Origin of the sequence: Methanobrevibacter sp. (assembly GCF_017447225.1) — an archaeon.
Lineage (GTDB): Archaea > Methanobacteriota > Methanobacteria > Methanobacteriales > Methanobacteriaceae > Methanocatella.
Window position 1 is genome coordinate 16,912 of sequence record NZ_JAFSNZ010000032.1, and the last position, 26,861, is coordinate 43,772.

Genomic DNA, 26,861 nt, shown 5'->3' on the forward strand with positions numbered 1-26,861 from the left:
AATATATTTTATTAAACATAGATAAAAATATAATACATATAGTATAAAAAAGTTTCCATTTTGAAATAAAACTTAAAAAATCTAATAATAATTTTCTCCAATAAGTCAAATTTTAATTTAATATAATGACCTTTTTAATAGTTTAGTGAATTTTAGAAAATAGTTTACACTTAAATTTCACTTTGTTACTTTTTTAAATATTCTTAGTTGTTTAAGAATGTTCTGCTTAAATTGTTGCTTGTTTTTTCTATTTTTTGTTTAAATAATGTGCATTTATTTTTTCATGTATTTTTTGAATGTTATCTACATTAAGCATGATTAGTTCTTTGCATTTTCATCCAGTTCTTTTAGTTTTTGGAAATTGTATATGTTTTTGAGCGATTCTAAGTGATTTCGTTTAGATTAGCTCTTTTTTGTAGTGTAATTATTAGTTTATTAGACACAGGAAATGAGATATTTTCTATCGTATTTCTAGAGAATACAAAAAAGATCTGGAAAGGATAAAAAGAATCAAAAATAGTGATTTTTATCTGGAAAAAATATAAAATTAAAAAAGAATGATAAACTTTAGAGTGTTTCATCTAAAGCTTTTACAAATTCATCAATTTCTTCTTTTTTAATAATTAATGGTGGAACTAATCTTAAAACGCTTCCTGCGGTACAGTTAATTAAGAATCCTTTTTCTCTGAGTTTATCAACATATTCTGCACCAGGTGTTGTTAATTCAATACCTACCATTAATCCGCAGCCTCTTACTTCCTTAATGATATCATGTTTTTCCTGAAGTTTTTCCAATTCTTCTTTTAAATACTGGCCAACTTCTTTTGAATTAGCAAGTAAATCTTCTTCATAAATAACATCCAAGACAGCATTGGCTGCTGCACAGACTAACGGTCCACCACCGAATGTAGTTCCATGATCTCCAGGTACGAATGCGCTGGCAACTTCTTCTGTTGCAAGGATTCCGCCCATTGGGACTCCTCCACCTATTCCTTTAGCCATTGTCATTATATCAGGTTTAACATCAAATAATTCATGAGCAAATAAGCTGCCGCATCTTCCGAAACCTGTCTGTACTTCATCAACGATGAACACAATGTTATTTTCCTTACAGATTTTGGAAATCTCTTTAAGGTAGTTGACATCAGGGATGTTGACTCCACCCTCACCTTGGATAGGTTCAACAATAATAGCTGCAGTGTTTTCAGTGATTGCTTCTTTAATGGCTTCAATGTCATTGTATGGGACATTTATAAATCCATTAGGCAATACTGATTTGAATGGTTCATGATAATGTTCATGGCCTGTTGCTGCAAGAGTCATTATTGTTCTTCCGTGGAAGGATTCGACAGTTGAGATGACCTCACTTTTTCCAGTGTATTTAATAGCTAACTTAATAGCTCCTTCATTTGCTTCAGCACCGCTGTTTGCATAAAATATTCTGTCAAAACTGGTTAATTCAACTAATCTTTTAGCATATATTAATGCAGGTTCATTATAGTAGATACTTGAGATGTGTATGAGCTTTTCAGCCTGATCCTGAATTGCTTTTACAAGTTTAGGATTATTGTGGCCCAAAGCATTAACTGCAATACCTGCAAACATATCTATATATTCATTTCCATCAATATCAGTTACTTTAACACCATCCCCATGATCTAAAACAATTGGTTGTCTTGTGAAAGTGTTAATAAAATAATCATCTTCAATCTTTATTAATTCTTGAGTATTCATATTTTAATCTCCATAAACTATTTAATCAATAATACTTATATTATTAATATTATTTAAAAATAGGTGATAAAATGAAAGTCGCAATAATCGAAACAGATAAAGGAGTAATTGAATTAGAATTATTCCCAAATGAAGCTCCAGGAACTGTAGCTAACTTTGAAAAATTAATAAAAGAAGGATTCTATGACGGATTAACATTCCACAGAGTTATCCCAAACTTTGTAATTCAAGGCGGATGCCCTATTGGAAACGGAACTGGGGGACCAGGTTACACCATCAAATGTGAAACCGAAGGAAACCCTCACAAACATGGAACCGGTGCTTTATCAATGGCACATGCAGGTAAAGATACTGGCGGAAGCCAATTCTTCATTACCCACTCCCCACAACCTCACTTAGACGGAGTGCACACCGTATTCGGTCAGGTAATCAAAGGCCAGGATGTGGTTAATGCAATCCAGCAAGGCGACCACATGAACAAATTACATGTTGAAGAAAGATAGTTAATTAACTATCTTTAAATTCTATTTTTACTTTTAATACCCACAAGTGAAGCAAATACTGACGCTATACATAATATCATGCAAATAAAGCAAGTTATTTGAGATGATTTGATTAACAGCGGGAAGTATTGGCTTACCATAGGAACATCACCCATAACAAATGCAAATACCAACGTTAACATTCCCATACTCATGGTTTGACCTATCACACGCATTGTTGCAACTGAAGCTGATGCTATGGAAGTGTCCTTTGGTGGAACTGAGCTCATAATGGCGTTTGTATTTGGGGATGAAAATATTCCGAAACCCAATCCGTGGAAAATCATTGCTACAATTAAAAATACTAGTGAAGTGTTATTATCCAGCATTGCAAGCATTGCAAGTGATATCGCTCCGAAAAACATTCCAACAGCAGCAAGTTTTTGAGGATTGATCCTATCAGACAATCTTCCTGAAATTGGAGCCATGATTACCTGTATCAGAGGAGCTACGAGAAGTATCAGTCCTGCCATTTGGGAGTCATAACCTCTGATATACTGCAAATGATAATTAACTATTGTAATGACTGCAAACGTTGCCAGATATGCGGATAAAGCGGCAAAATTGGCTGAAGAAAATTTAGGATTTTTAAAAAATCCCACATCAAATACAGGGAATTTTTCTCTCAATTCGATTATTACGAAAACTGAAAGAACGGCAATTCCAACAATTGTTAAGATTACTCCCATTAATTCACTTAACCTTGTAAAACCGTAAATAAACAGCAATATTCCTAATGAATATACGATACAGCCTTTCCAGTCAATAGGAACATCACCCATAGTAATCCATTCCTTATTGACTTTGGTAATTAACAGGACAAGAATCAATATTAAAAACGGAACGGAAGTTAAAAAGATAGATTTCCAACCGAAGTGAAAGTTTAAAAATCCACCTATTACCGGAGAAGTTGATGTTGCAAGATAAACTCCAGTGACATTAATACCGATAGCCTTTCCCCTGTCCTGAACTTTAAATGCTGATACAACCATTGCCATTGAAGCAACATTTAAAAAGGATACGCCAATTCCCTGAAACAGACGGCATAATAAAAACATTTCTGAGTTTATAGAGAAAACTGCGATGATAGAACTTAGAATATAAACTATGGAACCAAGAACCATTGCCTTTTTAAGACCGTATTTGGCAGACAGCTGTCCTGCGGGAATTGTAAAAATAGCTACTGCCAGGAAAAATAGCATTGTAACCCAATTCTGGACAATATTGCTCATTCCAAATTCCTGAGCTAAACTTGGAACTGCAACCATGACTGCTGATGATAAAAATACAGTGAAAAATGAAGTCAGCGTTGCAACAACCAAAACAATGTTTTCGGGCTTAAGATTCATACTATCAATTATCTGGTGTGCTGAACCAATACAATATTGATTCCATTTGGATCGATTACTCTTGCCATGTATCCCACTTGCGTTTCAACAGGCTCCATGGCAATGTTTGCACCTTTTTCTTTTAAATCTTCAATTTCCTTGTGAATGTCCTCCACATCCATTCCGATTGAATACAAACCGGTTTCAAAAGCAGTGCTTTCAATCAGTTCCAGACCTGCAAATCCGTCACCGTCAAGCAGGGTGATTTTTCCTCCGGGAACATCGAAAACCTCATCCAGTGTAAAATCCAAGGTTTCAGTATAGAACTTTACACTTTCTTCCATATCATTGACAATCATTGTAGCATATCTAATTTTCATGAAAAATAGTATATAAATGAAAATATATAATTGTTATTTCAATTTTTCCATTAGGCCTGATTTTCGGGCATAATGAAACATGTACAGCTGAACATAACCTGCATAGTCACCGAATTCTTCCATTCCGAATTCCCTGACTTTTTCAACTTTAATATCCTTTCCGTCAAAATATAAATAGGACACTATACGTTTAATCCACACATCACTTGGAAAAGCCTGTCTGAATCCAAATCCATAAAGTAGAATGCAATCAGCAACTTTTGGGCCGACACCAGGAACTTTTAAAACAGTTTCAAAGGCTTCATCATAAGACATTTCTGATATGTCTGAAAGGTCCATTTCAAGTGAAAAAATTTCGCTTGCTTTTCTCATGTATGGTGCCCGGTAACCTACACCACAAGCTTTTAGATTATTGTTTTTAACAACATTTTCTTTTAAAAGTTCTTCTTCGTCATCCAAATAGAATTCTTTTAAAGAATCCGCATCGGGAAAAGAATAAAAGTTATTGAAGTTGCGACCCCATTTTTCTTTCATATCGGATATGGAGTTAGTCCACCTCTTAATTGAATTGTTTGCAGAGCAAATTGATGATATTATACATTCAAACGGGTCTTTAGCTTGAAATAGTCTTAATCCATTGCAGAATTTAGACATATCCCTAAGCTCATCATAACTGTCAAGATATTTATAAAACTTGTCCAAATCAAAGTCCAAATCATAGATTTTTTTGACTTTTTCAACAGCTGATGATTGAGATACGTTTCCAGTGTAACTGAAATCAATGTTTTCGCCCGTTTGTTTTACGGAAAAAATAGAAGGTTCACCGTTTACATAAACCAAATCATTATAGGAGTCATTAATTTTATTCCAAGGCGGTTGTGACGTTTGACCGGAAATCTGAGTTAATTCCAAATCAATGGGAGCTTCAATAATCATAATCTGACAGCCACATTATTTTCTTTAAGGTATTGCTTAACTTCACCGATGGAATATTGGTTGAAATGAAAAATACTTGCCGCAAGAGCTGCACTGACATCAGTTTTTTCAAAGACATCCAAAATATCTTTAGGTTCTCCAACACCACCACTAGCAATGACCGGAATGTCAACAGCGTCATTAATGGCTTTGTTTAGTTCAATATCATATCCTGCTTGAGTTCCATCCCCATCCATACTTGTCAAAAGGATTTCGCCCGCACCAAGATCCTGACATTTGCATGCCCAGTCTATTGCATCAATGCCTGTAAATTCCCTTCCTCCATAAATACTGCAGTCAAACCAGCAGTAACCGTTTTCAGTTTCGATTACGTTTTTGTCTTTGGCATCGTCCGGATGGGAAACATATCTTCTTTTTGCATCGATTCCTATTACAACAGCTTGAGATCCGACAACCTTTGAAGCTTCAGTTAATAATTCAGGATTTTTAATGGCTGCAGTGTTTGTTGAACATTTATCCGCTCCTGCCTTTAACATTTTAATATAATCGTCAACTTTTCTTATTCCTCCGCCAACACAGATTGGCATGAATACGTTCTCAGTTAATCTATCAATAACATCCGCCATAGTTGCACGTCTTTCATGAGAAGCTGTGATATCAAGTACAACAACCTCATCAGCGCCTTCTTCATAATAGCGGGTTGCAAGCTCTACAGGATTGCCTGCATATTTGATTTCTTTAAATTCAACGCCCTTTACAACACGTCCTTCCGGAACCTGTAAATCACAATCTAGACAAGGAATAATTCTTTTAGTTAACATAATATCAAATAGAAAAAAAGTAGTTATTGTTTTTTTAAAACAATAAAATTAAGCTGAATATCTTAAAACAAAACAGAATATAGCTAAAATAACTGTTAAAATTAAAACATGCTCAGGAGAAAGTTTTGGACCTACACTTTCTTCATCAAAGTACCTTACCAAACCTGCACCGGTTTGAGGCATACTAATCTTATTATCTTTTTTTGCCATAGTAATCTCCTTTTTAATTAATTAATAAAAATAACTGATAATAATTATTTCATTCATAGTATATAATGTTTGTTAAAAATTCAATGATAATGAAAAAATTTAGATTTTTTCTTTTTTAATTACTTTAATTTCACTTATTCTTGTATCCGGATACTGTCCGTCTTCATCTTTTTCAACGGCTTTTACCATGTCCCATATTGTTAAAAGACCTACACTGACACCAGTAATAGCTTCCATTTCAACCCCAGTTTTACCTAAAGTATTAACTGCACAGGTACAAGTGATAAAATTAGGATTGACGTCGAAATCTATTTCAATTCCGGTTAAGCTTAAAGGATGACATAAAGGAATGATTGATGAAGTGTTTTTAACCGCCTGAATTCCGGCGATTTGAGCTGTAGTTAAAACGTTTCCTTTTTTGATTTCTTCTGATTGAATCATTTTAATTGTATTCTCATCAAGAAATATTTTTCCAGAAGCCACTGCCCTTCTTTTCTGATCCGGTTTTGCACCGACTTCAACCATGTGTACTCCACTGTCTGTTAAATGTGTAAATTCTTCTGCCATATTATCACTACTTTTCACTAACTTCAATTACATCCAATTGCTTACAAACTGCTTTAACGCCTAATTTATCGGCCACATTAGGCTGTGATCTTCCTTCATCACCTGAAATCAGCTCTTTGATATACAATCCGCCTTCAGTTTTGATTGTCATTTCAAAATGGGTTTCATCTATAACTTCACAGGACAAGTCCAAAACATGCTTAATGCGAACTTTATCTGCACGTCTGTGAGAGACCCTTATTGGAGTCTGCTGATGAATTTCCCTCAACTGTGACAAGTCAGCCAATTTTTCAGTATCATATGCATCTTCACACTCGACCAATGCCTTATAAACCTTATATGCATCAGGTGAGGATACCTTAATTTCGGCTTTTCTATTTCTATAAGTGAATTTTAAATTATGATATTGAGTTTTACCTTTATTAATTTCATTAATTTCAGTTTCTAATTTATTCAAATCAATTTTTCTGATTTTAGGTTCTTTTATTTCTAAAACAAATGGTCTGCCAGAACCTAACATTAAAACATCAATGTCTTCTCTTCCTGCCCCATGGAATTTGGCTTCATATCCGTCAGTAGCTTTTAAAATATGCTCGGAAAGTAGCTCTTCAACTGAACACGGATATTGTTTGCCTGTGAAATTACATTCCTCACATCCCCTGCCTTTGCATTTGCCACAAGGCCATTTGGTTTGTGGGATTCCACGGACAAGCTTATTGTATTTGCCTTCTATGAATAATGGATTAATCTGCACCCTGACCTTTGGATCTTTTATTAAATTCACATTGACAATGATATCCTGCTTTTCAAAATTAACTTCTTTACCCAATTCTTTTTCTAAACGTTTGCCTATAATTCTGTTTATTTCCTTTTTAATTGGCTCCACGTCCAAATTTAGCTGGCTTATAATGTCTTCATCACGTTTTTGGATTTCTTTATCAATGCGTGAACCGACAATGAATGAATCGAATTCTACTTTTAAAAAGTCCAGTTTATCATAAATCTTATCGAATAATTCATCATCTATCTTATCAAAAATATTGCCGCAAATCATACATTCGTCCGGACTGAATTCAATGTCTAATGATTCTGCTCTTGAAACGTTGTCCTCACCGTCAATTGTTTTAGACAACATTCTTCCAAGGCAATGCTTACAAATTTTACCATCAGTCTTTTCAAGAATTTCTGTAACTAACTGCATGTTAATCCTATCTCATGAATTGGCCCATCATACGGTTCATTGCTCCACCGCCTAAACGTCCGCCACGTTTTCCAAGTCCTTTCATGGTCTTTTTAGTGTTATTGTAATATTTTAGAAGCTCCTTAACTTCTGATTCGTCAACACCGGCACCACGTGCAATTCTTCGGACTCTGGACTGTTTTATGATTTTCGGGTTTTCCATCTCTTCCTGAGTCATTGAAGACATCATGATTTTATATGATTCAATTTTTTCCTCAGTCATCTGAGAAGCCTCTTTTGAGATTTTATTGCCCATTCCAGGAATCATGTTCAGCACTTGCTGCATAGGACCCATCTTGTTCATCATATCAAACTGATTTTTCATGTCAACAAGGGTGAATTTACCTTTTAACATGTTATTCATGGTTTTTTCTGCAATGTCCTCGTCGATGTTCTCTTCGGCTTTTTCAATTAAACTCTTGATGTCTCCCATTCCAAGCAGTCTTGAAATGAATCTTTCCGGATCGAACAATTCAAAGTCATCAATTCTCTCACCAGTACCGATAAATTTAATTGGAGCTCCGGTTTCAGCTACAGCAGACATTGCACCCCCACCTTTAGCTGAACCGTCTAATTTTGTAATAATGATAGAACCTATATCGGTTGCCTGTGAGAAAGCTTTTGCCTGTTCACCGGCTTGCTGACCTATTGTTCCATCAATGACAAGAATAGCTTCAGTAGGATTAATTATATCATCCAATTGGTCCATTTCAGCAATCAAATCAGACTCTTCCTTATGTCTACCTGCGGTATCGAAAATAATAACTTTACGATTTTTAAATTCATTTAAACCTTTTTCGGCTAAATCAAGCGCATCCTTATTTTCCGGATCACCATAAAGCGGAACATCCATTTCTTCGGTCAATTGTTTTAACTGTTCATAAGCAGCAGGTCTCCATGTGTCTGTACATACTACAGCAGGGTTGAAACCTTTTTTCTGCAGATATCTACATAATTTACCAATGGTGGTTGTTTTACCACTACCCTGAAGACCTAAGAATAATATTTTGTAAGGTCTTTCGTTAATATCCAAACCGGCAGCTTCACTGCCTAAAAGATTTACCATTTCTTCATAAATAATTGTTATAACATGTTCTCTTGGCGTGATGCCCTTTGGAGGTTCTTCTTCAAGAGCCCTACTTTCAATTTTTTTGGATAAATCTAACACTAAAGCGATATTAACATCAGATTGAATTAATGCACGTTGAATATCTTTAACAACTTCTTTTATTGTTTTTTTATCAATTACTGACATTCCCACTAATTTTTTCATTGTATTAGTGAGATTTTCACCTAAATTTCCAAGCATAATACCACTTAAATTTATTAATCTATTAAGATATATTTATATTTATATTAAGTTTTAAAATTTTTGTGTGATACTATGTTAGAAGAAGTGAAAAAATCTTTGGAAGCATCCCCAATTGTTAAGAAAGGAGATTACAATTATTTTGTTAATCCTATAAGTGACGGTGTTCCAGCAATGGATCCTAAAATGCTGCGTGAACTGTCTCTAGCAGTTTATAAATATGCTGATTTGGATATTGATAAAATTGTTGCTGTTGAAGCCATGGGAATCCATTTGGCTACTGCATTATCCCTTGCAACTGATATTCCTTTTGTGGTTATCCGTAAAAGGCAATATGGACTTGAAGGAGAACAGCAGGTATATCAAAAAACAGGATACGGCTCATCAAACCTTTATATTAATGATCTGCATGCCACTGAAAGGATTTTGCTCATCGATGATGTCGTAAGTACTGGTGGAACCTTAATTGCTCTAATTAAAACATTAGAGGATTTAGGTTTGGAAATCAAATCAACAGTTGCCGTTATTGAAAAAGGAAAAGGAAAAGAAATCGTTGAAAAAGAAACAGGCATTGAAGTTCTATCAATAATAAAACTTGACGTGATTGATGGAAAAGTAGTAATTGAAAAAACAATTGAAGATTAAAATGTCACTTTACAATATGGATTTGGACAGAGTAATCCGTAAAATCAATTCCAAAAATATTAAAAATGTTGGCCTTCAGTTTCCGGAAGGCTTAAAAATGCAGGCAGTCAATATTGCACGCACAATTGAGGAAGAATGCGATGTTAATGTTATAATATCCGGAGATCCATGTTTCGGAGCATGCGATGTGAGCGACTACAAAATGAAAGATTCCGTTGATTTAATCATTCACTTTGGCCATACTCCTCTCCCAATAAGATATGAAACTCCCACATTATTCATTGAAGCATTTGCAAATATAGATGTTAGAGATGACTTGAAAAAGTGTCTTGAAAGTCTCAAAGATTATTCCAGAATCGGACTTGTTACCACAACCCAGCATTTACATTTACTGAATGAAATGAAAGACTTTCTTGAGGACAATGGAAAAGAGGTTGTTCTTGGGTCTTCTAAAAGTACTAGAAAAGGTCAGGTATTGGGCTGTAATTTTTCTTCCATTAAAAATTTGGATGCTGAAGTATTTTTATTTATAGGAAGCGGAAATTTTCACCCGTTAGGAATATATCTCTTCACCAAAGCACCCGTATTTGCACTTGACCCCTACAACAATGAATTGCGGGAAATGACCGAATACGCAGATAGAATCCTAAGAATCCGTTTTGCAAGAATCGTGAAAGCACGTGAAGCAAGAAAATGGGGAATTATAGTATCCTCAAAAGAAGGACAATACAGAATGGAACTTGCACGTGAAATAAAAAAACTGCTAAAGGACAGTGGAATGGAAGGGTTCATAATAATGTTGGACAATGTAAATCCTGACGTATTATTACCATATCTTGATTTGGATGCGTTCATAGTAACAGCATGTCCTAGAATAGCTATTGATGATTCTCAAATGTATAAAAAACCGTTAATAACACCTCAAGAACTTGAAATTGTTCTGAATAAGAGAGAATGGGAGAATTATCAGCTGGATGAAATACTTTTTAGAAGAAGATAGTACACTAAATATAAATATAGATTTGAATAAAATTATTATATTAATAAAAATTTTTTCTTACTTTGGTGATTTAATATGGGCGAAGAAAAAGAACAAATTGTAATGCCAGGAGATAAATTAGGAATAATTGAACAATATGTGCCTGGAGAAGGTACTTATGATGACGACGGAGAAATTAAATCATCAGTACTAGGAAACGTTAAGATTAATCAAAAAAGAAGAATTATCTCTGTAGACTCAAAATTTGGTAAACCTGCTCTTTTAAAGAAAGGAGATATTGTATATGGTCAGATAACCGATATAAAACCACAAAGAGCAAATTTTAACATTGAGTGTATTAAAGATAACCCTAGACCATTAGCATTACCTTACATGGGAGCGATACACATATCCCAAGCAAAAAAAGACTACTTGGAAAAATTAGGTGATGCATTCAGAATAGGAGATATCGTGCAAGCAAAAGTAGTTAAAATAACTGGAGATAATGTTGATTTAAGTACTGTAGATAAAGATTGCGGTGTATTAAAAGCAATGTGTACACGTTGCAGAGATTATATGCACACCACCCAAAAGAAAAACGAAGTTCAATGTAATACTTGTAATAGAAAAGAAAAACGTAAAGTTTCAATAAACTATGTTAACGAATAAATAAGGTAGATAAAATGAATGATATCAAAATTCTTAAACAAACTGCAACCGAAATAGAATTTGAAATTGAAGATGAAAGTCACGGCGTATGTAATGCCCTCAGACACATCCTAATGAAAGATGAAGACGTTGAATTTGCAGTTTATAATATAGACCACCCTTTAACAGGAAAACCAATAATGACCATTAAGACAAATGGTGCAGATCCAAAAGCTGCATTAAAAAGAGCTGCTGAAGAGCTCAAAAAAGAAAGTGAATCTTTCAAACAACTTATTGAAGAAAACTTATAACTTCAATATTTTATTTTCTATTTTTTATGTGATATTATGGGAAAATATAAAAATCCCAGTGTAACGACAGACATTTTTATTTTTGATGATGATTTGAATTTCATATTAATCAAAAGAAAAAATGATCCTTATAAGGATTTTTGGGCGTTGCCTGGAGGATTTGTAGATTATAATGAATGTGTGGAAGACGCTGCCGTAAGAGAAGCCCTGGAAGAAACCAGTATAAAAGTTGAGTTAAAACATTTGGTTGGCGTTTATTCAGACCCTAACAGAGATCCAAGAAGACATACCATATCCATTGCATATGCAGCAAAAGGAAATATGGAAGAGATGAAAGCGGCAGACGATGCATGTGATATAAATATTTTTTCAAAAAAAGATTTAGAAAAAATAAATCTTGCTTTTGATCATGAAAAAATTATAAATGATTGCCTAAATTCAATTTCTAGGTGAAATTAAATTAAAAAAGTATAACTTTAAATAATTTAAAAAAAAAATTAAAATTAGAATAAAGAAAAATAAGAGGTTGATAAAATGGAATTTTGCCCAGAATGTGGAGCAATGTTACTTCCTACCGATAATAAACTTAAATGTTCATGTGGATATACTAAAGATTTATCCGCAAATAAAAGTGAATATTCTGTTTCAGCAAAATTAAACGAGACACAAGGTGTAGTTAATATGGGTGAAGCTGAAGATTTAAGATCACAAATTAATGAAGTATGTCCAAAATGTGGTCATAAAAAAGCATATTATGAGCTCAAACAAACCCGTAGTGCAGATGAAGCACCTACAAGATTCTTTGAGTGTGCCAGCTGCGGTCATAAGTGGAGAGATTATGATTAAGAGGAACTGATATGAAAGATTCTAAAGAAAAAGAGCAAAGGATTTCTAATTTAAGGGACATGATTGACCATATGTCCGAAGAAGATAATGAAGAAAAATTAGAAATTATGGGTAATCAAGAGGAATTCGAAGAAGATGAAGAATTAATCAACTTCTTAAATGAAAACAATGAAGAATTCGAAATTGATGATGAATACATTTATCGCCCAGGAAAAGATACTCCTTATGCACTGAATTTAGAAGATGATGCTGAAATTGATGAAAACTTTATTATTCAAGCAGACATTAATGAGGAATTAGACGAAAAATCACAAATCATCAATAAACCATCAGGTTTTGATGATGACATCAGTGAGAACTTTGATAATCTAGTTAACATTAAAATAGGTGAAAAACCAATTTTAGCCATTATTAGTTCAATTCTTGGAATCATATTTATTATTGCCTCAGTAATAGTTTACAATTCAGGTACAGATAGAATTATCGATAATGTTGTTTCTGGTGAAAACAACTTTTTAGTAGTTATTTTATTAATTATTGGAATATTATTACTTATCTATGGATTATTTAAAATATTTAACTTTAAAACTCCATTTGATTCTATGATGGAGTCTATAAACGATATTGAAAAGGAAAGAGAAACTTTAAATAAAGTTGAAACTAAAAAAGAAGAACCAACCATCCCAAAAAGCAATATTCCATTAGACAAAGAATCTTATAAGATTGGCGAGTTCGACATGAACGAACTCAAAAATAACCTAAAAAACTCATTTTCAAAAACCATCGACAAATCCAATAATAAAAAAGAAATTGTTGAAGAAGAAATTAATGTTGAAGACCTTCCTCCAGCACGTGAAAAATCTGATGATGAAAAAGGTCTTATAAAAGAAGAAATTGAAGAAAAAGACTATGAACAAGCCCAACTTGACGGAGAATCTATTGATGAAATCTTTGCCGATGTTGAAGAGCTTGATAATAAAAAATAAATAATATTCATATGGGCCTGTGGTCTAGTCAGGAATGACACAGGACTTCGGATCCTGAAATCGGGGGTTCAAATCCCTCCAGGTCCGTTTTTACTTTTTAACTCGAACAACAGCTTCTTTAAAAAAGTCCGGGACTAATGATCTGTAAATTGGACTTTTTAGCACCATATTAATATCAGAATCTAAAATATAAGTGTAACAATAATCGTCTTCAGCACGCATTCCACGACCATATGCCTGCATTAAAGTCATTACTGTTTTATAAGCATACCATTTCTGGTCCTTTTTTCTGCGCATATTAATCTGTTTATCTCCCAAATATGGGAAAGGTATTTTATAAATTACTTGGAATCTGCACTTATCATAAGGCAAATCAACACCCTCACTCATTGAAGGAGAAACCAAAACTAAAGGATTTTCATCTTTTTCGAAATAATCAAGAATCCTTTCCCTATTCTCTGAATTATGAGATATTAATCTTGAGTTAATCAGATTATTATTGATGAAATGCTGACATTTATAGCTGTTAGTATGAATGAGCCCCTTTTCATCCTTATGTTTCTCTAGAATTTCCTTTAAAATAGGAATCGTTTTAGGAGCCGTTTTGGCAATTCTGTTTTTAGACATTTTTCCTGCCAAATTTAAAATAATCGGCCTTTTTTCTTTTGTAAAAGGACTGTCTACTTTGATATGATAAACTTCATCAGGAGATAAGCCTAACCATTTAGAGAAAAGATTGCTTGACAGGATAGTCGCACTCATGAATATGACAACATCCCCATATTTAAGTAAGCTGTCTTTGGCATAATGATGAACCCTTAACGGCTTGAATGAAACTCCATTTTCATCACTGTCAATAACCCAATTTTCAGGCTCGCTTTCAAGGTTTTTCTTAAGTGTTTTAAGTCTTGATATAGTAGACCGAATCCTGTCAGCTTTATTTTTTGATAAATCCTTAATGTCAATGTCTTCATATGACTCGGAAATAGCTGAAATTTCCATGAGCCAATCCTGAAGTTCCCCATCCTTTAAAGTTTCTTTGGAAATTACTTTACTGATATCCTTTTCCAAACGGTGATTATAGATATTGACTTCCATCGTATTCATCAGTTTAGATTCTATGTTATGAGCCTCGTCCAGTATAAGTAATGAACGGGTACCAAAATGCTTCACATAGTTCAGTTCTGCTATAGCATAGTCATAATTCATCAAAGTTATTGGAGAATTGACGGAATTGGTTTTCTGTTCCCAATAATGACAATGTACAGGTGACTGATAAAATACAGCTCCTCCAAAGGAATCTTCAAAAGCAAGCTCAGCATCCAATGTCGGATTTTTAGCAACCCCAAACTCACAGAAGAAGTTGCTGGAAGTAGGAGAAGTTTTACAGGCCCCCATATCACAGGTCACATCCAGACCATCATGCAAACATGAAAAATTGGATCTTCCCTTAACTAATGGGAATTCGAATTCATCACTATATTGTGACTGCAATTGCTTTGTCATTGTTAGAATATAAGCTGAACCATACATCTTAGCCAGTGTTGTTGCGATTGCAGACTTGCCTGTACCGGTACCGGCCTCCAGAATAATATATTTATATCCCTGCTTAATTGCATCATCAATATTTTGAATAATCTCAAGCTGTCCAAATCTTGGTTCATAAAACGGAAAATTCTCAATGATTTCGTCATCTATATTCGGATATAAATCCTTAAGTTCAAGAAATCTGTTGACTTGCATCTTATGGTCTTCAATCGAATAGGATTCCTGTATCTCATCATCCAATATTGAAGATGTCTGAGGCTTGGAAAAACTAAACAGACTAGTAGAACCCTCATTTTCAACAGAGGTTTTATGTTTACAGATACAATTGCTTTTAAGCATACCACAATTTGGACAAAACATTGAATTTGACATCAAAAATATATTAGTATAGTATACTATAAATAAATTATATAAGAGCATTTGAAAAGAAATATTTATAAGTGATAATATGACTGAAAGAGGAAAATTGTTTGGAATTGGTGTTGGACCAGGAGACACAGAATTATTAACTTTAAAAGCCGCAAGAATTCTGGAAAGTGTTCCGGTTATTTTTTCACCGAAATCATCAAAAGAAAATGAAAGTATAGCACTTTCAATTGTCAAGCCAATAATCGAAAAAAGAAAAGACTACAAGAGATTAATGCTTGTAGAACCAATATTTCCTATGATAGAAAATAAAGATGAACTTGAAAAGGTATGGACTTCAGCTTCTGAGTTAATTGCTCAATATCTGGACAGCGGACGTGATGTTGCATTCATAACTCTTGGAGATCCTTCAATATTCAGTACATACTCATATGTTCAAAAGAGATTAAAAGGAGCCTATGAAATAGAAACCGTACCAGGAATTACATCATTCACCGCCTGCGCAGCTGCCCGTAATGAAGCATTAGTGGAGCAGAACAATATTTTATCAGTTGTTCCAAAAATTGACGACAGATTGGATGATGTTATGGAATACAGTAATGCAATAGCTTTAATGAAAGCATCAAGAAATATGAGAAAACTAGAGCTAAAAATAGAAAACAACAAACGTACAACCGACATTTATTCTGTTCAAAACTGTACTCGTGAAAATGAAAAAATAATCGATGGATTTTCAAAAGATAAACCTTATCTTACAACCACAATCATAAAATTGGATGATTGAGTTCAGTTGAACGGTTCAACTTCGAAAACACATTTACCATCACCCATAGTATAACATTGAATTTCAATGACACTGACAGGTGAATTGAAGTATTCTGAAAACAGTGCTTCAAAAATTCCGGTATCCAAAAAGCATGCCGGTTTACCTGTTTTTGGCAATAACTGACATTCAAAACAGTCAAGGGCAGTGATTTTTATAATATCTCCAACTTCAAAGAAAACTCTGCCTAAACCTTTGGCTTCCCAGAATGAAGCGATATTTTCTAAAAATACATCCAAATCGTCATCATACAATGAATCAAAAATAGATTTGCCTATGCGAACACCTGTTGCCTGAAGGACAGGGTCAATATTTATGCCCTCCTGAATGAGCATGGATCTTAATGTGTGGAATAATAAAACTGTGAAGTCACCATCATCATTAACAATATTGTCAATTAAATAATCTTTTTGGGTTTCTTCAATTTCTTTTTGTTCTGATAAGTTAACGGAACCCAAATATTTGGAATTAATATAAAAAATCTTTTTTCTATTATCTTCAGGATGCATTTTAAATGATACAATACCTGATTCTCTTAAACTTTTCAAATGGACAGAAACAGTAGATTTTGATTTACCTGTATTTGAGACAATTTCATCAAATTCCATTTCGCTATCTCTTAGCATTTCTAGAATTGTAAGTTTTACTGGACTTTTTACAACATTTACGCCAATATTTTTTTCGGGATTAGAGAAAATTTGTATTGGTTTTTCATCTGCCATTTTGCACCTCTTAATAGAAAATTTTAATTTTTAAGGTTAATAAAATTAACTAAAAAAATATACAAAATAATAGTAAATCCATAAAAAAAGCGATGAATATTATTTAATGTTCACTACAAAAAACGAACAGTTCAGAAAAACATAATCTATATATATTTTCTTTAACATAAATATAATAAATTCATATGTCATTCGTATGGATTCAAACAAATTTAATTGAGGAATATATTATGAAAGCTAATGCTCAAAAAATAGCTGAAGGAGTATACTGGATCGGTGTTCTTGACTGGGATTTAAGAAGCTACCACGGATACACCTTAGATGGAACCACATACAATGCATACATTGTATTTGGAGAAGATAAAGCAGCAATTATTGATAATGCTTACCCTGGAAAAACAGCTGAAATGATGGCACGTATTGATGATGCATTTGCACAAGAAGGCAGAGACGTAAAAGTTGACTACATCATTCAAAACCACGTTGAAAAAGACCACTCCGGTGTTTTATATGACTTACACAAAAGATTCCCTGAAGCACCGATTTACTGTACCGAAATTGCAGTAAAAGGACTTTTAAAACACTATCCTAAATTAGAAGGTGCTGAATTCATAACTGTAGGAACCGGAGACACATTAGATGTTGGCGGAAGAACCTTAGCATTCTTAGATGCATTCTTACTCCACTGGCCTGACAGTATGTTTACCTTACTTGCAGACGATACCGGAATTCTATTCCCTAACGATGCATTCGGTCAACATTTATGTTACACCAAAAGATTCAGTGACGAAATCCCTGAATACGTATTAATGGATGCTGCTCAAAAATTCTACGCAAACTTAATTACCCCACTTTCCAAATTAGTGCTTAAAAAATTAAATGAAGTAGTAGAATTAGGATTACTCGAACAAATCAAAGTAATCGCACCATCCCACGGTCAAATCTGGACTGACCCGATGCAAATTATTGGAGCATACCAAAACTGGGCAACCGGTGTATGTGAAGACAAAATCACAATCATCTACGACACAATGCACTACTCAACCCAAACTATGGCTCACGAAATTGCTGAAGGTGCAATATCTGAAGGATACGATGTTGAAATCTTCTTCTTACACGAAGATGAAAGATCAGAAATTGTTAAAAGTATCCTAACCAGTAAAGGAGTTGCAATCGGAGACCCAACCATTAACGATGTTCCATACCCAAGTATCGGAGACATCATGTACTACCTGAAAGGTCTTTTATTCAACAGAACAGGCATTGAAAGAAAAGCTGTTACCTTCGGTTCCATGGGTGGAAGAGGAGGAGCTCCTGATAAACTCGCTGAAGAATTAGGTAACTGCGGATTCGATATAATTGACACTCAAGAAATTTATTTCGTACCAACCGATGACGAAAACGAAGCAAGCTATGAATTAGGTAAAAAACTAGCACAAGCTTGTAAAGAATTATAATTAAAAGGAGATGTATTAATATGGTAAAATACGAACATGAAATTGGTATTACAAAAGGAACCCCTGTAGAAAAATTTGTAGCAGGAAACTTTGAAGGAGAAACAAACGAAGTAGGTATCTACTTAGCAATGTCCAGACAAGCTTCCAGAGCAGGCTATGGAGAATTAGCTGAAGTATTCAAAAGATTAGCATGGGAAGAAGCTGAACATGCAGCAAGATTCTGTGAAATGAACGGAATCATCAAAGATGACCTCAAAGCTAACATCGAATGGATGATGGGCGGAGAAAAAATGGCTAACGCTGAAAAAAGAGAAGCTTCCGAAAAAGCTCAAGAAGCTGGAATCGAAACCGCTGCTGATTTCTTCAGAGAAAGTTCCAAAGACGAAGGTCGTCACTACAAAATCTTAGAAGGCATCTTAGAAAGATACTTCTAAATTGAAAGAAATATTTATCTTTCAATTTTTTTATTTTTTTAACCAAAAAACCACTCGCCAAAAGAATATAATTTACTTAAAATAACGATTAATATTTTTGTAGAATAATATGAAAACTAAGTAAATTATTAAAGCTAACTATAAAATAATAAAAAGGTGAGTAAATAAAATAAATAAAAAATTACTTGCCATACATGTGATGACAAAATTAGATGAAACTTGCAACTAAACTGAAAATAATAATCATTGCCATTATCACTGAAATTGAATTGACAAGAGGTTTGTACTGATTTTCCGGAAGTTTATAGCTGAGCAGTATTTCAAGCATCTTACCCCCATCCAAAGGTTTCATAGGAAGCAGATTGAATGTACCGATTCCCAGGTTTAAAATAAACATCCATTGGAACAGTTCAAGCAAATTAAAGTAAATCCATGGAAGCGGACCGAAAGCATTATTTTTTAATTCATAATGTTTTCCAGCCTGAATACCAAAGTATCCTACAGACTCATTATTAGGATTTTTATCCAATGTCAGCGAATAAGTACCCTCATTAGTGCCGACACTTACATTATCACCCGGTTTGAATGATCCAACAATGTCCAGATAACTATCTGAGTTGTCGACGGTATGATTGTCAATAGACTCTATAATCATGCCCTCTTTCAAATATTCGCTTGCAGGAGAATCACTTACAACACGATTGATTTCAATTCCGTTTTCCTGAAAATTAGCAGGAATAGCATATGATGATATTACTAAAAACAATACCAGAGCTATTGCCGCCAGTGACATGTTTGCAATTGAACCTGCAGCATAAACCCTTAATTGAGATATTTTTTTAGAAGCCATTAATTCAGCCTCATCAGGCTCTACAAAAGCACCTGGAATAATTAGGAACAATAAAAGTCCAATAGATTTAATGCTTATCTTTTCAGCAGTAGCCAAAATTCCATGTGAAAATTCATGAACTATAAGAACCGTTGCAAGTCCTATCAGTCCATATCCCAAAGGAACATAAATTGATGAACCCGGCATTTCTACACCAGGAATAACAAGAGACACCGAAGGAGCCGTTGTAACAGTTTCCAGGGATGACACAAGAAGCCATGCCATGAATATCATTGCTCCGAACGATACAAAAATACCTAGAGTCATGAAATATTTCCAAAAGCGTGGAGATATATTAGCAATGCGGGCAATCAGTCCCCTAAGCCTTTCTGTTCTCCACATTATCACCGGAAACTCTATTGAAAAACCATGAGTGGATAATCTATTATTAAATATTAAAGCCACTGTCCAGATGACAAAGAAAGCTACCAAATAATAATAAATTCCATTCATTTAAACACCACAACCCTACCAAAGTAAAGAATCGAAAAAGACAACATCCACTATATCACCTTTCTGATATCCTTCATCATTTTCATCTATGATTATGTAACTGTTAGCTTCAACCATTGAACGGATGATGCCGGAACCTCTATTAAGGATGTGCCTTGCATAGTCATCATCGGAAAATGCACGAATATAATCAGTCCTTCCAAGTTGAGAAGGAATTTTCAGTTTAGCTTCCCTTTTAACGACATGCCAATTCAAATCTCTTCCTTGCATTTTAAATAGATATTTACGTGCAAATATATCGAATTGTGTCATTGCAGCCACAGGCTGACCAGAAAATGTGAATATCATTTTTCCATTAATAATTCCTGCACCAATCGGTTTTCCAGGCCTTATTGCAACACCATGGAACAATATTTCACCTAAATCATCCACAACATCCAATACCACATCACCTTTACTGATAGCTGTTCCGCCAGTAGTCATGATAACATCATACTCTTCACTGGCTTTCAATACTTCATCCCTTACTTCTTCAAAAGTATCTCCAGCATGAGAAATGCTAACAGTAGCTCCAGCATCCTCAATCATAGCTTTAATAGTGTATTGATTAGAGTTAATGATTTTAGCTTTGTCCATTTCTTCTTTTGTAGGTTCAACTAACTCATTACCTGTAATAATTAACTTAATTTTAGGTTTTTTATAAACTTCAACATTTGCATATCCCGCTGAAGCTATTAAACCCATCTCCTGATACCTAATAAAAGTATTTTTAGATAGAATCTGATTTCCTTTTTCAATATCTTCAGCTTTCGGAGAAACATTTTCTCCAGGAGTAACTTGAGAATAAATAGTTAACTCATCACCATCTGTTGTAGTATACTCCTTCATTAAAACAGCATCAGCCCCTTCAGGGACAGGTGCGCCGGTAGCGATGACAATTGCTTCCCCCTCATTAATTGTCTTGTCGCAAAAATCTCCAGCACCTATAGCATCAACAATTTTTAATGTTTTAGGATTGGATTGAGATGCACCGAATGTATTTTCCCCTTTAAGTGCAAAACCATCCATTGCAGATTTATCAAATGGAGGTGAGTTGTGATATGCTATAATATCCTCAGCCAATACTCTTTTATGTGCTTCAACCAATGGAATAATCTCCGTATCCATTACTTTTTGATTTTCATCAATAAGTTTTAAAGCATTTCCTAAAGAGTCTAATTTTGATAAAAACATATAAACACCAGCCAACTAATCTATTTACGCCATATATTTTTCAATGACTCCGTAATATGAATCTTTTAATTCATCGATAGTAAATTCATTTTCATTAATTTTTAAGACATTACCTTTAACTTCCCCTATAACAGTTACAGGAACATCTATTTTTGATAAAATATCATCAGCCGCATCAGCTTTAACAGTCATTAAATATCTGCCGTGACTTTCAGAGTAAAGTAGCTGATTTTCATCAAGCTCATCAGATGTCAATTCAACATCACAACCGATACCTGAAGACATTACCATTTCAGAAAGTGCAATAGCCAAACCTCCAGCAGATACATCGTGAATCGCAGAAATATTTTTATCGCAATCTTCATCCAATAAGTTTAATACTGTTTTTGCATTAGCAACCTCATCATCAATTCTGATTCTTGGAGCAACACCTTTTTCAATGTCATGGATAGTTCTGTGATATTCAGAACCTGTTAACTCATCAAATGTTTCCCCAATCAGAAGAATTTTATCTCCTTCATCTTTAAAGTCCATGGTTCTGATATTTTCAATATTTTCCACTCCAATAACACCTACAGCAGGAGTTGGATTGATTTTAATACCTTCAGTTTCATTGTAGAAACTTACGTTACCGCTGATAACAGGTGCTTCAAATTTTTCAGCCACCAAACTCATTCCTTCAATAGCTCTCTTGAATTGCCATAATATGTCGGGCTTTTCAGGATTTCCGAAGTTAAGGCAGTCAACTACCGCATATGGGGTTGCACCCATTGAGACAACATTACGGATAGCTTCTGCAACACAACCTGCAGCTCCGTCAAATGGAGACAATTTGGTATGGATTGTGTTTGAATCAGTTGTAAGAGCAATAGCTGTTGTATCATCAATTCTTAAAACAGCTGCATCATCACCCGGTTTTACAACAGTTCTGACCTGAACTTCATGGTCATATTGTTTGTAAACCCAGCTTTTTGAAGCTATATTAGGTGAAGACAATAATTTAAGTAAGGATTCCTTAACTGGAGGATGTTCTACAACAACAGGTTCCAAATCTTCCGGAATTTCTTCTAATGGCCTGTTTAAGGATGGTGGGTCTGCAAGTAAAATTGTAGGTAAGTTAGCGATTTCATCGCCCTCATCGGAAATAATCATGTTATTGCCTTCTCTTACCTCACCGATTACCGCTGAGACAATTTCATGTTTATCACAGATTTCTTTTGCCTTTTCAACATCTTTTGGATTTAATACGAAAACCATCCTTTCCTGTGATTCGGATAACATTATCTCATATGGAGTCATTCCGGTTTCTCTTAATGGAATTGAACGTAAGTCAACAAATGCCGCATTGTCAGACTCATCTACAAGCTCTGAAATACAGCAGGTGAGACCTCCACCACCTAAATCCTTAACACCACTTACATCAATTTCTTCCAATATTTCTAGTGATGCTTCCAATACTCTTTTTTTAGTGAAAGGATCTGCTACCTGTACAGCAGGTCTGTCTTCAGTTTCAGAGTCAGATGTCAATTCTTCAGATGCGAAAGTTACTCCGTGAATACCGTCACGGCCTGTGGTTCCTCCCATAAGGAAGAATACATCTCCGACATAAGGTGCCTGACCACGTACGATTTTATCTTTCTCAACAAGTCCCACACACATTACATTAACTAAAGGATTTGTTCTGAAAGATTCATCAAATTCTATTTCACCTGCAACTGTTGGAACTCCGACACGGTTACCGTAATCTGAAATTCCTTTTACAACATGTTCAAATAAGTATCTTGATTTTTCATCTTCCAGAGGACCGAATCTTAATGAATCAAGAAGAGCTATAGGCATTGCACCCATTGAAATAATATCTCTTAGAATTCCACCGATACCGGTTCCAGCTCCACCGTATGGTTCAATAGCTGATGGGTGATTGTGAGATTCCATACCTACTGCAAGAGCATATTTGTCAGTGACGGACACTAATCCTGCATCGTCACCGGGACCTAAAATAATATTTTCTCCTTCAGTCGGAAAAGTACCTAAAATTGGTCTGCTGCTTTTGTATGAACAGTGCTCGGAGAACATTACATCCAACATTCCTTCTTCCAGTTCATTCATTTTCCTACCAAGAATACCTTCAATATATTCTACTTCAGAATCTGTTAAAGTCATTTTAAACACCTTAGATATTTTTTATGGATATTATTACTTTTTCGCCTTCTATATCCCATTCTTTTTCATAATCACTAGCTTTATCGCAAACTTCACTGTCTGTAATAGTTAAACTTCTGGCCCTGACTTCATGAGAAATGAATTCTGATTGAGGAGTAATTAAATCTTTAAATTCTGATGTTGTTTCGACACATACGTCAATGTTTGCTTCAACATCCAAATCCAAATCTTTTCTCATGTCCTGAACTCTTCTTATAAGTTCACGAGCCATTGCTTCCTGTCTAATTTCTAAAGTAATGTTTGTATTTACGAATACGTTTCCGCCTTCAAACTCTGATGAAACGAAATCATCCGGAAGTTCTGAATCGAACAATACGTCATCACCGGACAGTTCATGGCCTTCAATTGTTATGCTTCCGTTGGCTTCAAGGTCAGCTTTGATTTGATTGCCGTCACCCTGTTTTAATGTAGCCATTACCTTGCCCATATCTCCCTTAAGTCTTGGACCTAAAGTTTTGAGGTTAGGTTTTGCATTGAAGGATAATTTTTCAAATTCACTGGCGCATAAAACATCTTTAGTATTAGATTGGTCTTTAATAATATCAGTTAACTCTTCAATAGCTTTTAAAACATCTTCATCCTGAGATACGACAGTGATGTCAGATACAGGCCATCTGAGTTTATATTGAGCAATGTCACGAGCCCTGATTGATGCGTCAATTACTTCACGCACAACATCCATTTTAGCTTCAAGTTCCACATCTATTGCATCTTCATCATATGCCCAATCATTCATATGAATACTTTCAGGAGCATCAGGATTGACGCCTTTTACAAGATTTTCATAGATTTCTTCTGATACATGAGGAGCTATAGGACATAATACGTATATTAATTTAGTAAGGGCAGTGTATAAACTGTAATAAGCACCCAATTTATCCGGATCGTCACTTTCAACCCAGGTTCTGCCACGAATAAGCCTTACATACCAACGGCTTAAGTCTTCCAATATGAAATTATTAATTTTTCGAGTAGCTTTATGGAAGAATAGTTTATCGAAATCTTCACCAACCTCTTTGACTAAAGTATTGGCCTTGGAAATAATCCATCTGTCTTCAGACCTTAGAATAATATCATCTTCAGTTATTTCTGTAGGATTGAAGTTGTCTAAAGACATGTAAGTTGTTGAAAATACATATACATTCCATAAAATGTTGAACATCTTGTTGATGTTAAGGAGTTCGTCCCATACGAATTTTAAGTCATCCCATGGTTTTGAGGCCCATAATAAATAGAATCTTAAAACATCTGCTCCATATTTCTCAATCACTTCTTCAGGAGATACCACATTACCTAAAGATTTGGACATTTTGTTTCCGTTTTCATCTAAAACGAAACCGTGCATTAATACTTTTTGATATGGACTTCTGCCCATTGAAATTACCCCTGTTCCGAGTTGTGAATAGAACCATCCTCTTGTTTGGTCGTGACCTTCAGTAATGAAGTCATATGGATACCAGTCTTCGAATTTTTCCTTTTCTTCAGGATAGTACAGTGAAGCCCACCCGGCTACACCGGAGTCAATCCATACGTCCAACACATCAGGAATTCTTTTGATTGCTTTTCCGCAGGAATCACATTTTACTTCAACTTCATCAACGTATGGTCTGTGAATAAGTTCAGCATCATCTACATTAATTTCATTTAATGCTTCGGATTTGAGCTCGTCAAGAGAACCGATTACTTTCAGCTCGCCACAGTCAGGACATTCCCATATAGGAATTGGAATACCCCAGTATCTTTGTCTTGAAATTGTCCAGTCACGTGCATTGTCTACCCAATCATGGAATCTACCTTCTCCAGCCCATTTAGGTACCCATTCGACTTTTGCAATTTCATCCAACATTTTCTGTTTGATTTCTGTGACTTTCAGGAACCATTGTTTGGTAGCACGATATATGATTGGAGTTTTACATCTCCAGCATACTCCGTATCTGTGCTCAATAGTTTCAACCCTGTACATTAAATTTTTAGCCTGCAGATCTTCGATGATTTGCTGATTTTCATCTTTTGTGAATTTTCCATCGTATTTGCCTGCATCTTCGGTAAAGCATCCGTCTTCACCTACAGGACAGAATATTGGAAGACCGTTAGCTTGACCGACTTCAAAGTCGTCAGGACCGTGTCCAGGTGCAGTGTGTACCAAACCGGTACCTTCACCAAGTTCTACATGATCTCCAGGCAATATTGTGTGGACTTTTTCAATTTCTGAGTCAAATTCCATCTGTTTTGGAATTTCATCAGCTAAAATGTAATCGTAAGCCATTCCAATTAATTCTTCACCTTTTACTGTTTTAATGACTTCATACATTACTTCTTTTTCTTCGATGATTTTATCTTCTTCGCCTTCGTTTTCTGCAGGAATTTTGGTTCTGTGGATTTTGACCTGTTTTCCTAAAACCGCTTCCATCAGGTTTTCAGCCAAAATATAAGTTTCACCGTCTTTTGAAACGTAAACATAATCAAATTCAGGATTTGCACAAATTGCAAGGTTTGCCGGCAATGTCCATGGAGTTGTTGTCCATACAAGGAAATATGTATTTTCTTCACCGGTTACCGGGAATTTAATGAATATGGAAGGGTCGACTTTTTCTTCATATTCAATTTCTGCTGCTGCAAGAGCTGTTCCACAGTGAGGACACCAGCTGATTACCCTTTGGTCATTTACAAGCAGGTTTTGTTCATTTGCCCTTTTAAGTGTCCACCATGAGGATTCCATATATTTCGGATCCAAAGTCATGTAAGGGTCATCCCAATCCATCCAGACACCCAACTGGTCAAACTGCTCTTCCATTGCAACTTTGTTTTCCATAGCAAATTCCCTACATTTGTCTACAAAAGCAGCTATTCCAATTGTCTCTTCGATTTCCTGTTTGGACTGGATATCCATTAGGTGCTCTACCTTATTTTCGATTGGAAGTCCGTGCATATCCCATCCAGCCTGACGCCTTAGGCTAAAACCATTCATGGATTTAAAACGTAGGTATGTATCTTTAATTGTTTTATTCCATGCTGTACCTAAATGTATTCTACCACTACAGTAAGGTGGACCGTCCAGAAATGAGTATCTAGGACCACTTGCTCTAAGTTCATTAACTTTTTTAAAAGTTTCAAATTCATTCCAGAATTTCTGAACTTTCTTTTCTATTTTATCATGATCGTATGATTTTTCTGCCTCTTTTATTGGCATTGTAACTCCTCAAAAATTAATAATTTATAATACTTATATTT

At 34.8% G+C, this 26,861-nt stretch carries 26 protein-coding genes and 1 tRNA gene; 12 read left to right on the plus strand and 15 right to left on the minus strand.

The window, feature by feature from the left end; genetic code table 11:
* Nucleotides 1-567: 567 nt before the first annotated feature.
* A complete protein-coding gene (locus tag IJQ68_RS02875; RefSeq protein ID WP_292796695.1) occupies nucleotides 568-1,734 on the minus strand; it encodes an aspartate aminotransferase family protein in 1,167 nt (388 codons plus the stop codon).
* A gap of 71 nt (nucleotides 1,735-1,805) precedes the next feature.
* Between IJQ68_RS02875 and IJQ68_RS02880 the strand changes: the two genes are divergently transcribed.
* Nucleotides 1,806-2,237 (plus strand): peptidylprolyl isomerase, encoded by a 432-nt coding sequence (locus IJQ68_RS02880; protein WP_292796698.1) that lies wholly within the window; start codon nucleotides 1,806-1,808, stop codon nucleotides 2,235-2,237.
* A gap of 14 nt (nucleotides 2,238-2,251) precedes the next feature.
* Here IJQ68_RS02880 and IJQ68_RS02885 read toward each other — a convergent pair whose 3' ends face one another.
* From IJQ68_RS02885 to IJQ68_RS02920, 8 genes are all read right to left on the minus strand, one after another.
* A complete protein-coding gene (locus IJQ68_RS02885; RefSeq protein ID WP_292796701.1) occupies nucleotides 2,252-3,625 on the minus strand; it encodes an MFS transporter in 1,374 nt (457 codons plus the stop codon).
* Between the two features lie 8 nt (nucleotides 3,626-3,633).
* Complete coding sequence (locus IJQ68_RS02890; RefSeq protein ID WP_292796704.1) at nucleotides 3,634-3,984, minus strand: VOC family protein; 351 nt, start codon at nucleotides 3,982-3,984, stop codon at nucleotides 3,634-3,636.
* 33 nt (nucleotides 3,985-4,017) lie between these two features.
* Nucleotides 4,018-4,920 carry a DNA glycosylase gene (locus IJQ68_RS02895; protein WP_292796707.1) on the minus strand — a complete coding sequence of 301 codons (903 nt, stop codon included), beginning with the start codon at nucleotides 4,918-4,920 and terminating at the stop codon, nucleotides 4,018-4,020.
* Nucleotides 4,917-5,741, minus strand: a complete 825-nt coding sequence (gene hisF, locus IJQ68_RS02900) for an imidazole glycerol phosphate synthase subunit HisF (RefSeq protein ID WP_292796710.1) — start codon at nucleotides 5,739-5,741, stop codon at nucleotides 4,917-4,919. Before hisF ends, IJQ68_RS02895 begins: the two co-directional genes overlap by 4 nt.
* A gap of 48 nt (nucleotides 5,742-5,789) precedes the next feature.
* Nucleotides 5,790-5,951, minus strand: a complete 162-nt coding sequence (locus IJQ68_RS02905; RefSeq protein ID WP_292796713.1) for a preprotein translocase subunit Sec61beta — start codon at nucleotides 5,949-5,951, stop codon at nucleotides 5,790-5,792.
* Between the two features lie 99 nt (nucleotides 5,952-6,050).
* A complete protein-coding gene (moaC, locus tag IJQ68_RS02910; RefSeq protein ID WP_292796716.1) occupies nucleotides 6,051-6,518 on the minus strand; it encodes a cyclic pyranopterin monophosphate synthase MoaC in 468 nt (155 codons plus the stop codon).
* A gap of 7 nt (nucleotides 6,519-6,525) precedes the next feature.
* Nucleotides 6,526-7,719, minus strand: a complete 1,194-nt coding sequence (locus IJQ68_RS02915; protein ID WP_292796718.1) for a tRNA pseudouridine(54/55) synthase Pus10 — start codon at nucleotides 7,717-7,719, stop codon at nucleotides 6,526-6,528.
* A 7-nt stretch (nucleotides 7,720-7,726) separates the two neighbouring features.
* A complete protein-coding gene (locus IJQ68_RS02920; RefSeq protein WP_292796721.1) occupies nucleotides 7,727-9,067 on the minus strand; it encodes a signal recognition particle protein Srp54 in 1,341 nt (446 codons plus the stop codon).
* A 75-nt stretch (nucleotides 9,068-9,142) separates the two neighbouring features.
* On the opposite strand from IJQ68_RS02920, the gene hpt reads away from it, so the two are divergent.
* From hpt to IJQ68_RS02960, 8 genes are all read left to right on the plus strand, one after another.
* A complete protein-coding gene (gene hpt / locus IJQ68_RS02925) occupies nucleotides 9,143-9,712 on the plus strand; it encodes a hypoxanthine/guanine phosphoribosyltransferase (RefSeq protein WP_292796724.1) in 570 nt (189 codons plus the stop codon).
* A 1-nt stretch (nucleotide 9,713) separates the two neighbouring features.
* Nucleotides 9,714-10,712, plus strand: a complete 999-nt coding sequence (dph2, locus tag IJQ68_RS02930) for a diphthamide biosynthesis enzyme Dph2 (protein WP_292796727.1) — start codon at nucleotides 9,714-9,716, stop codon at nucleotides 10,710-10,712.
* A gap of 75 nt (nucleotides 10,713-10,787) precedes the next feature.
* Nucleotides 10,788-11,360, plus strand: a complete 573-nt coding sequence (locus tag IJQ68_RS02935) for an exosome complex RNA-binding protein Csl4 (protein ID WP_292796730.1) — start codon at nucleotides 10,788-10,790, stop codon at nucleotides 11,358-11,360.
* A 14-nt stretch (nucleotides 11,361-11,374) separates the two neighbouring features.
* Nucleotides 11,375-11,650 (plus strand): DNA-directed RNA polymerase subunit L, encoded by a 276-nt coding sequence (locus IJQ68_RS02940; RefSeq protein WP_292796733.1) that lies wholly within the window; start codon nucleotides 11,375-11,377, stop codon nucleotides 11,648-11,650.
* A 36-nt stretch (nucleotides 11,651-11,686) separates the two neighbouring features.
* Nucleotides 11,687-12,103, plus strand: coding sequence for an NUDIX hydrolase (locus tag IJQ68_RS02945; RefSeq protein WP_292796736.1), 417 nt, complete (start codon nucleotides 11,687-11,689; stop codon nucleotides 12,101-12,103).
* An 81-nt stretch (nucleotides 12,104-12,184) separates the two neighbouring features.
* Entirely contained in the window at nucleotides 12,185-12,496 is a 312-nt protein-coding gene (locus tag IJQ68_RS02950; RefSeq protein WP_292796739.1) for a transcription factor S, read from the plus strand.
* Between the two features lie 11 nt (nucleotides 12,497-12,507).
* Complete coding sequence (locus tag IJQ68_RS02955) at nucleotides 12,508-13,482, plus strand: topoisomerase IV (protein WP_292796742.1); 975 nt, start codon at nucleotides 12,508-12,510, stop codon at nucleotides 13,480-13,482.
* A 13-nt stretch (nucleotides 13,483-13,495) separates the two neighbouring features.
* Nucleotides 13,496-13,569: transfer RNA gene (locus IJQ68_RS02960), tRNA-Arg, on the plus strand.
* 3 nt (nucleotides 13,570-13,572) lie between these two features.
* Here IJQ68_RS02960 and IJQ68_RS02965 read toward each other — a convergent pair.
* Complete coding sequence (locus IJQ68_RS02965; protein ID WP_292796744.1) at nucleotides 13,573-15,402, minus strand: helicase C-terminal domain-containing protein; 1,830 nt, start codon at nucleotides 15,400-15,402, stop codon at nucleotides 13,573-13,575.
* Nucleotides 15,403-15,478: 76 nt separating this feature from the next.
* Between IJQ68_RS02965 and cobI the strand changes: the two genes are divergently transcribed.
* Nucleotides 15,479-16,180: a precorrin-2 C(20)-methyltransferase gene (gene cobI / locus IJQ68_RS02970; RefSeq protein WP_292796747.1), complete on the plus strand. Its 702-nt coding sequence runs from the start codon at nucleotides 15,479-15,481 to the stop codon at nucleotides 16,178-16,180.
* 2 nt (nucleotides 16,181-16,182) lie between these two features.
* Here the strand turns inward: cobI and IJQ68_RS02975 are convergent, their stop codons facing one another.
* The gene (locus tag IJQ68_RS02975) at nucleotides 16,183-16,941 is read right to left on the minus strand and encodes a V4R domain-containing protein (RefSeq protein WP_292796750.1); all 759 of its coding nucleotides are present in this window, start codon (nucleotides 16,939-16,941) and stop codon (nucleotides 16,183-16,185) included.
* Nucleotides 16,942-17,171: 230 nt separating this feature from the next.
* Here IJQ68_RS02975 and IJQ68_RS02980 point away from each other — a divergent pair, with 230 nt between their 5' ends.
* On the plus strand, nucleotides 17,172-18,398 hold the full coding sequence (locus IJQ68_RS02980) for an FprA family A-type flavoprotein (protein ID WP_292796753.1): 1,227 nt from the start codon (nucleotides 17,172-17,174) through the stop codon (nucleotides 18,396-18,398).
* A gap of 20 nt (nucleotides 18,399-18,418) precedes the next feature.
* Nucleotides 18,419-18,832 carry a ferritin family protein gene (locus IJQ68_RS02985; protein WP_058740194.1) on the plus strand — a complete coding sequence of 138 codons (414 nt, stop codon included), beginning with the start codon at nucleotides 18,419-18,421 and terminating at the stop codon, nucleotides 18,830-18,832.
* Nucleotides 18,833-19,040: 208 nt separating this feature from the next.
* Here IJQ68_RS02985 and IJQ68_RS02990 read toward each other — a convergent pair whose 3' ends face one another.
* Genes IJQ68_RS02990 through ileS form a run of 4 tightly spaced genes read right to left on the minus strand, consistent with a single transcriptional unit; the run spans nucleotide 19,041 to nucleotide 26,820 of the window.
* Nucleotides 19,041-20,174: a site-2 protease family protein gene (locus IJQ68_RS02990; protein ID WP_292796764.1), complete on the minus strand. Its 1,134-nt coding sequence runs from the start codon at nucleotides 20,172-20,174 to the stop codon at nucleotides 19,041-19,043.
* 15 nt (nucleotides 20,175-20,189) lie between these two features.
* Nucleotides 20,190-21,407 carry a gephyrin-like molybdotransferase Glp gene (glp, locus tag IJQ68_RS02995; RefSeq protein WP_292796766.1) on the minus strand — a complete coding sequence of 406 codons (1,218 nt, stop codon included), beginning with the start codon at nucleotides 21,405-21,407 and terminating at the stop codon, nucleotides 20,190-20,192.
* Between the two features lie 24 nt (nucleotides 21,408-21,431).
* The gene (purL, locus tag IJQ68_RS03000; RefSeq protein ID WP_292796768.1) at nucleotides 21,432-23,570 is read right to left on the minus strand and encodes a phosphoribosylformylglycinamidine synthase subunit PurL; all 2,139 of its coding nucleotides are present in this window, start codon (nucleotides 23,568-23,570) and stop codon (nucleotides 21,432-21,434) included.
* A 10-nt stretch (nucleotides 23,571-23,580) separates the two neighbouring features.
* Nucleotides 23,581-26,820 carry an isoleucine--tRNA ligase gene (gene ileS, locus IJQ68_RS03005; RefSeq protein ID WP_292796770.1) on the minus strand — a complete coding sequence of 1,080 codons (3,240 nt, stop codon included), beginning with the start codon at nucleotides 26,818-26,820 and terminating at the stop codon, nucleotides 23,581-23,583.
* Between the last annotated feature and the right edge of the window lie 41 nt (nucleotides 26,821-26,861).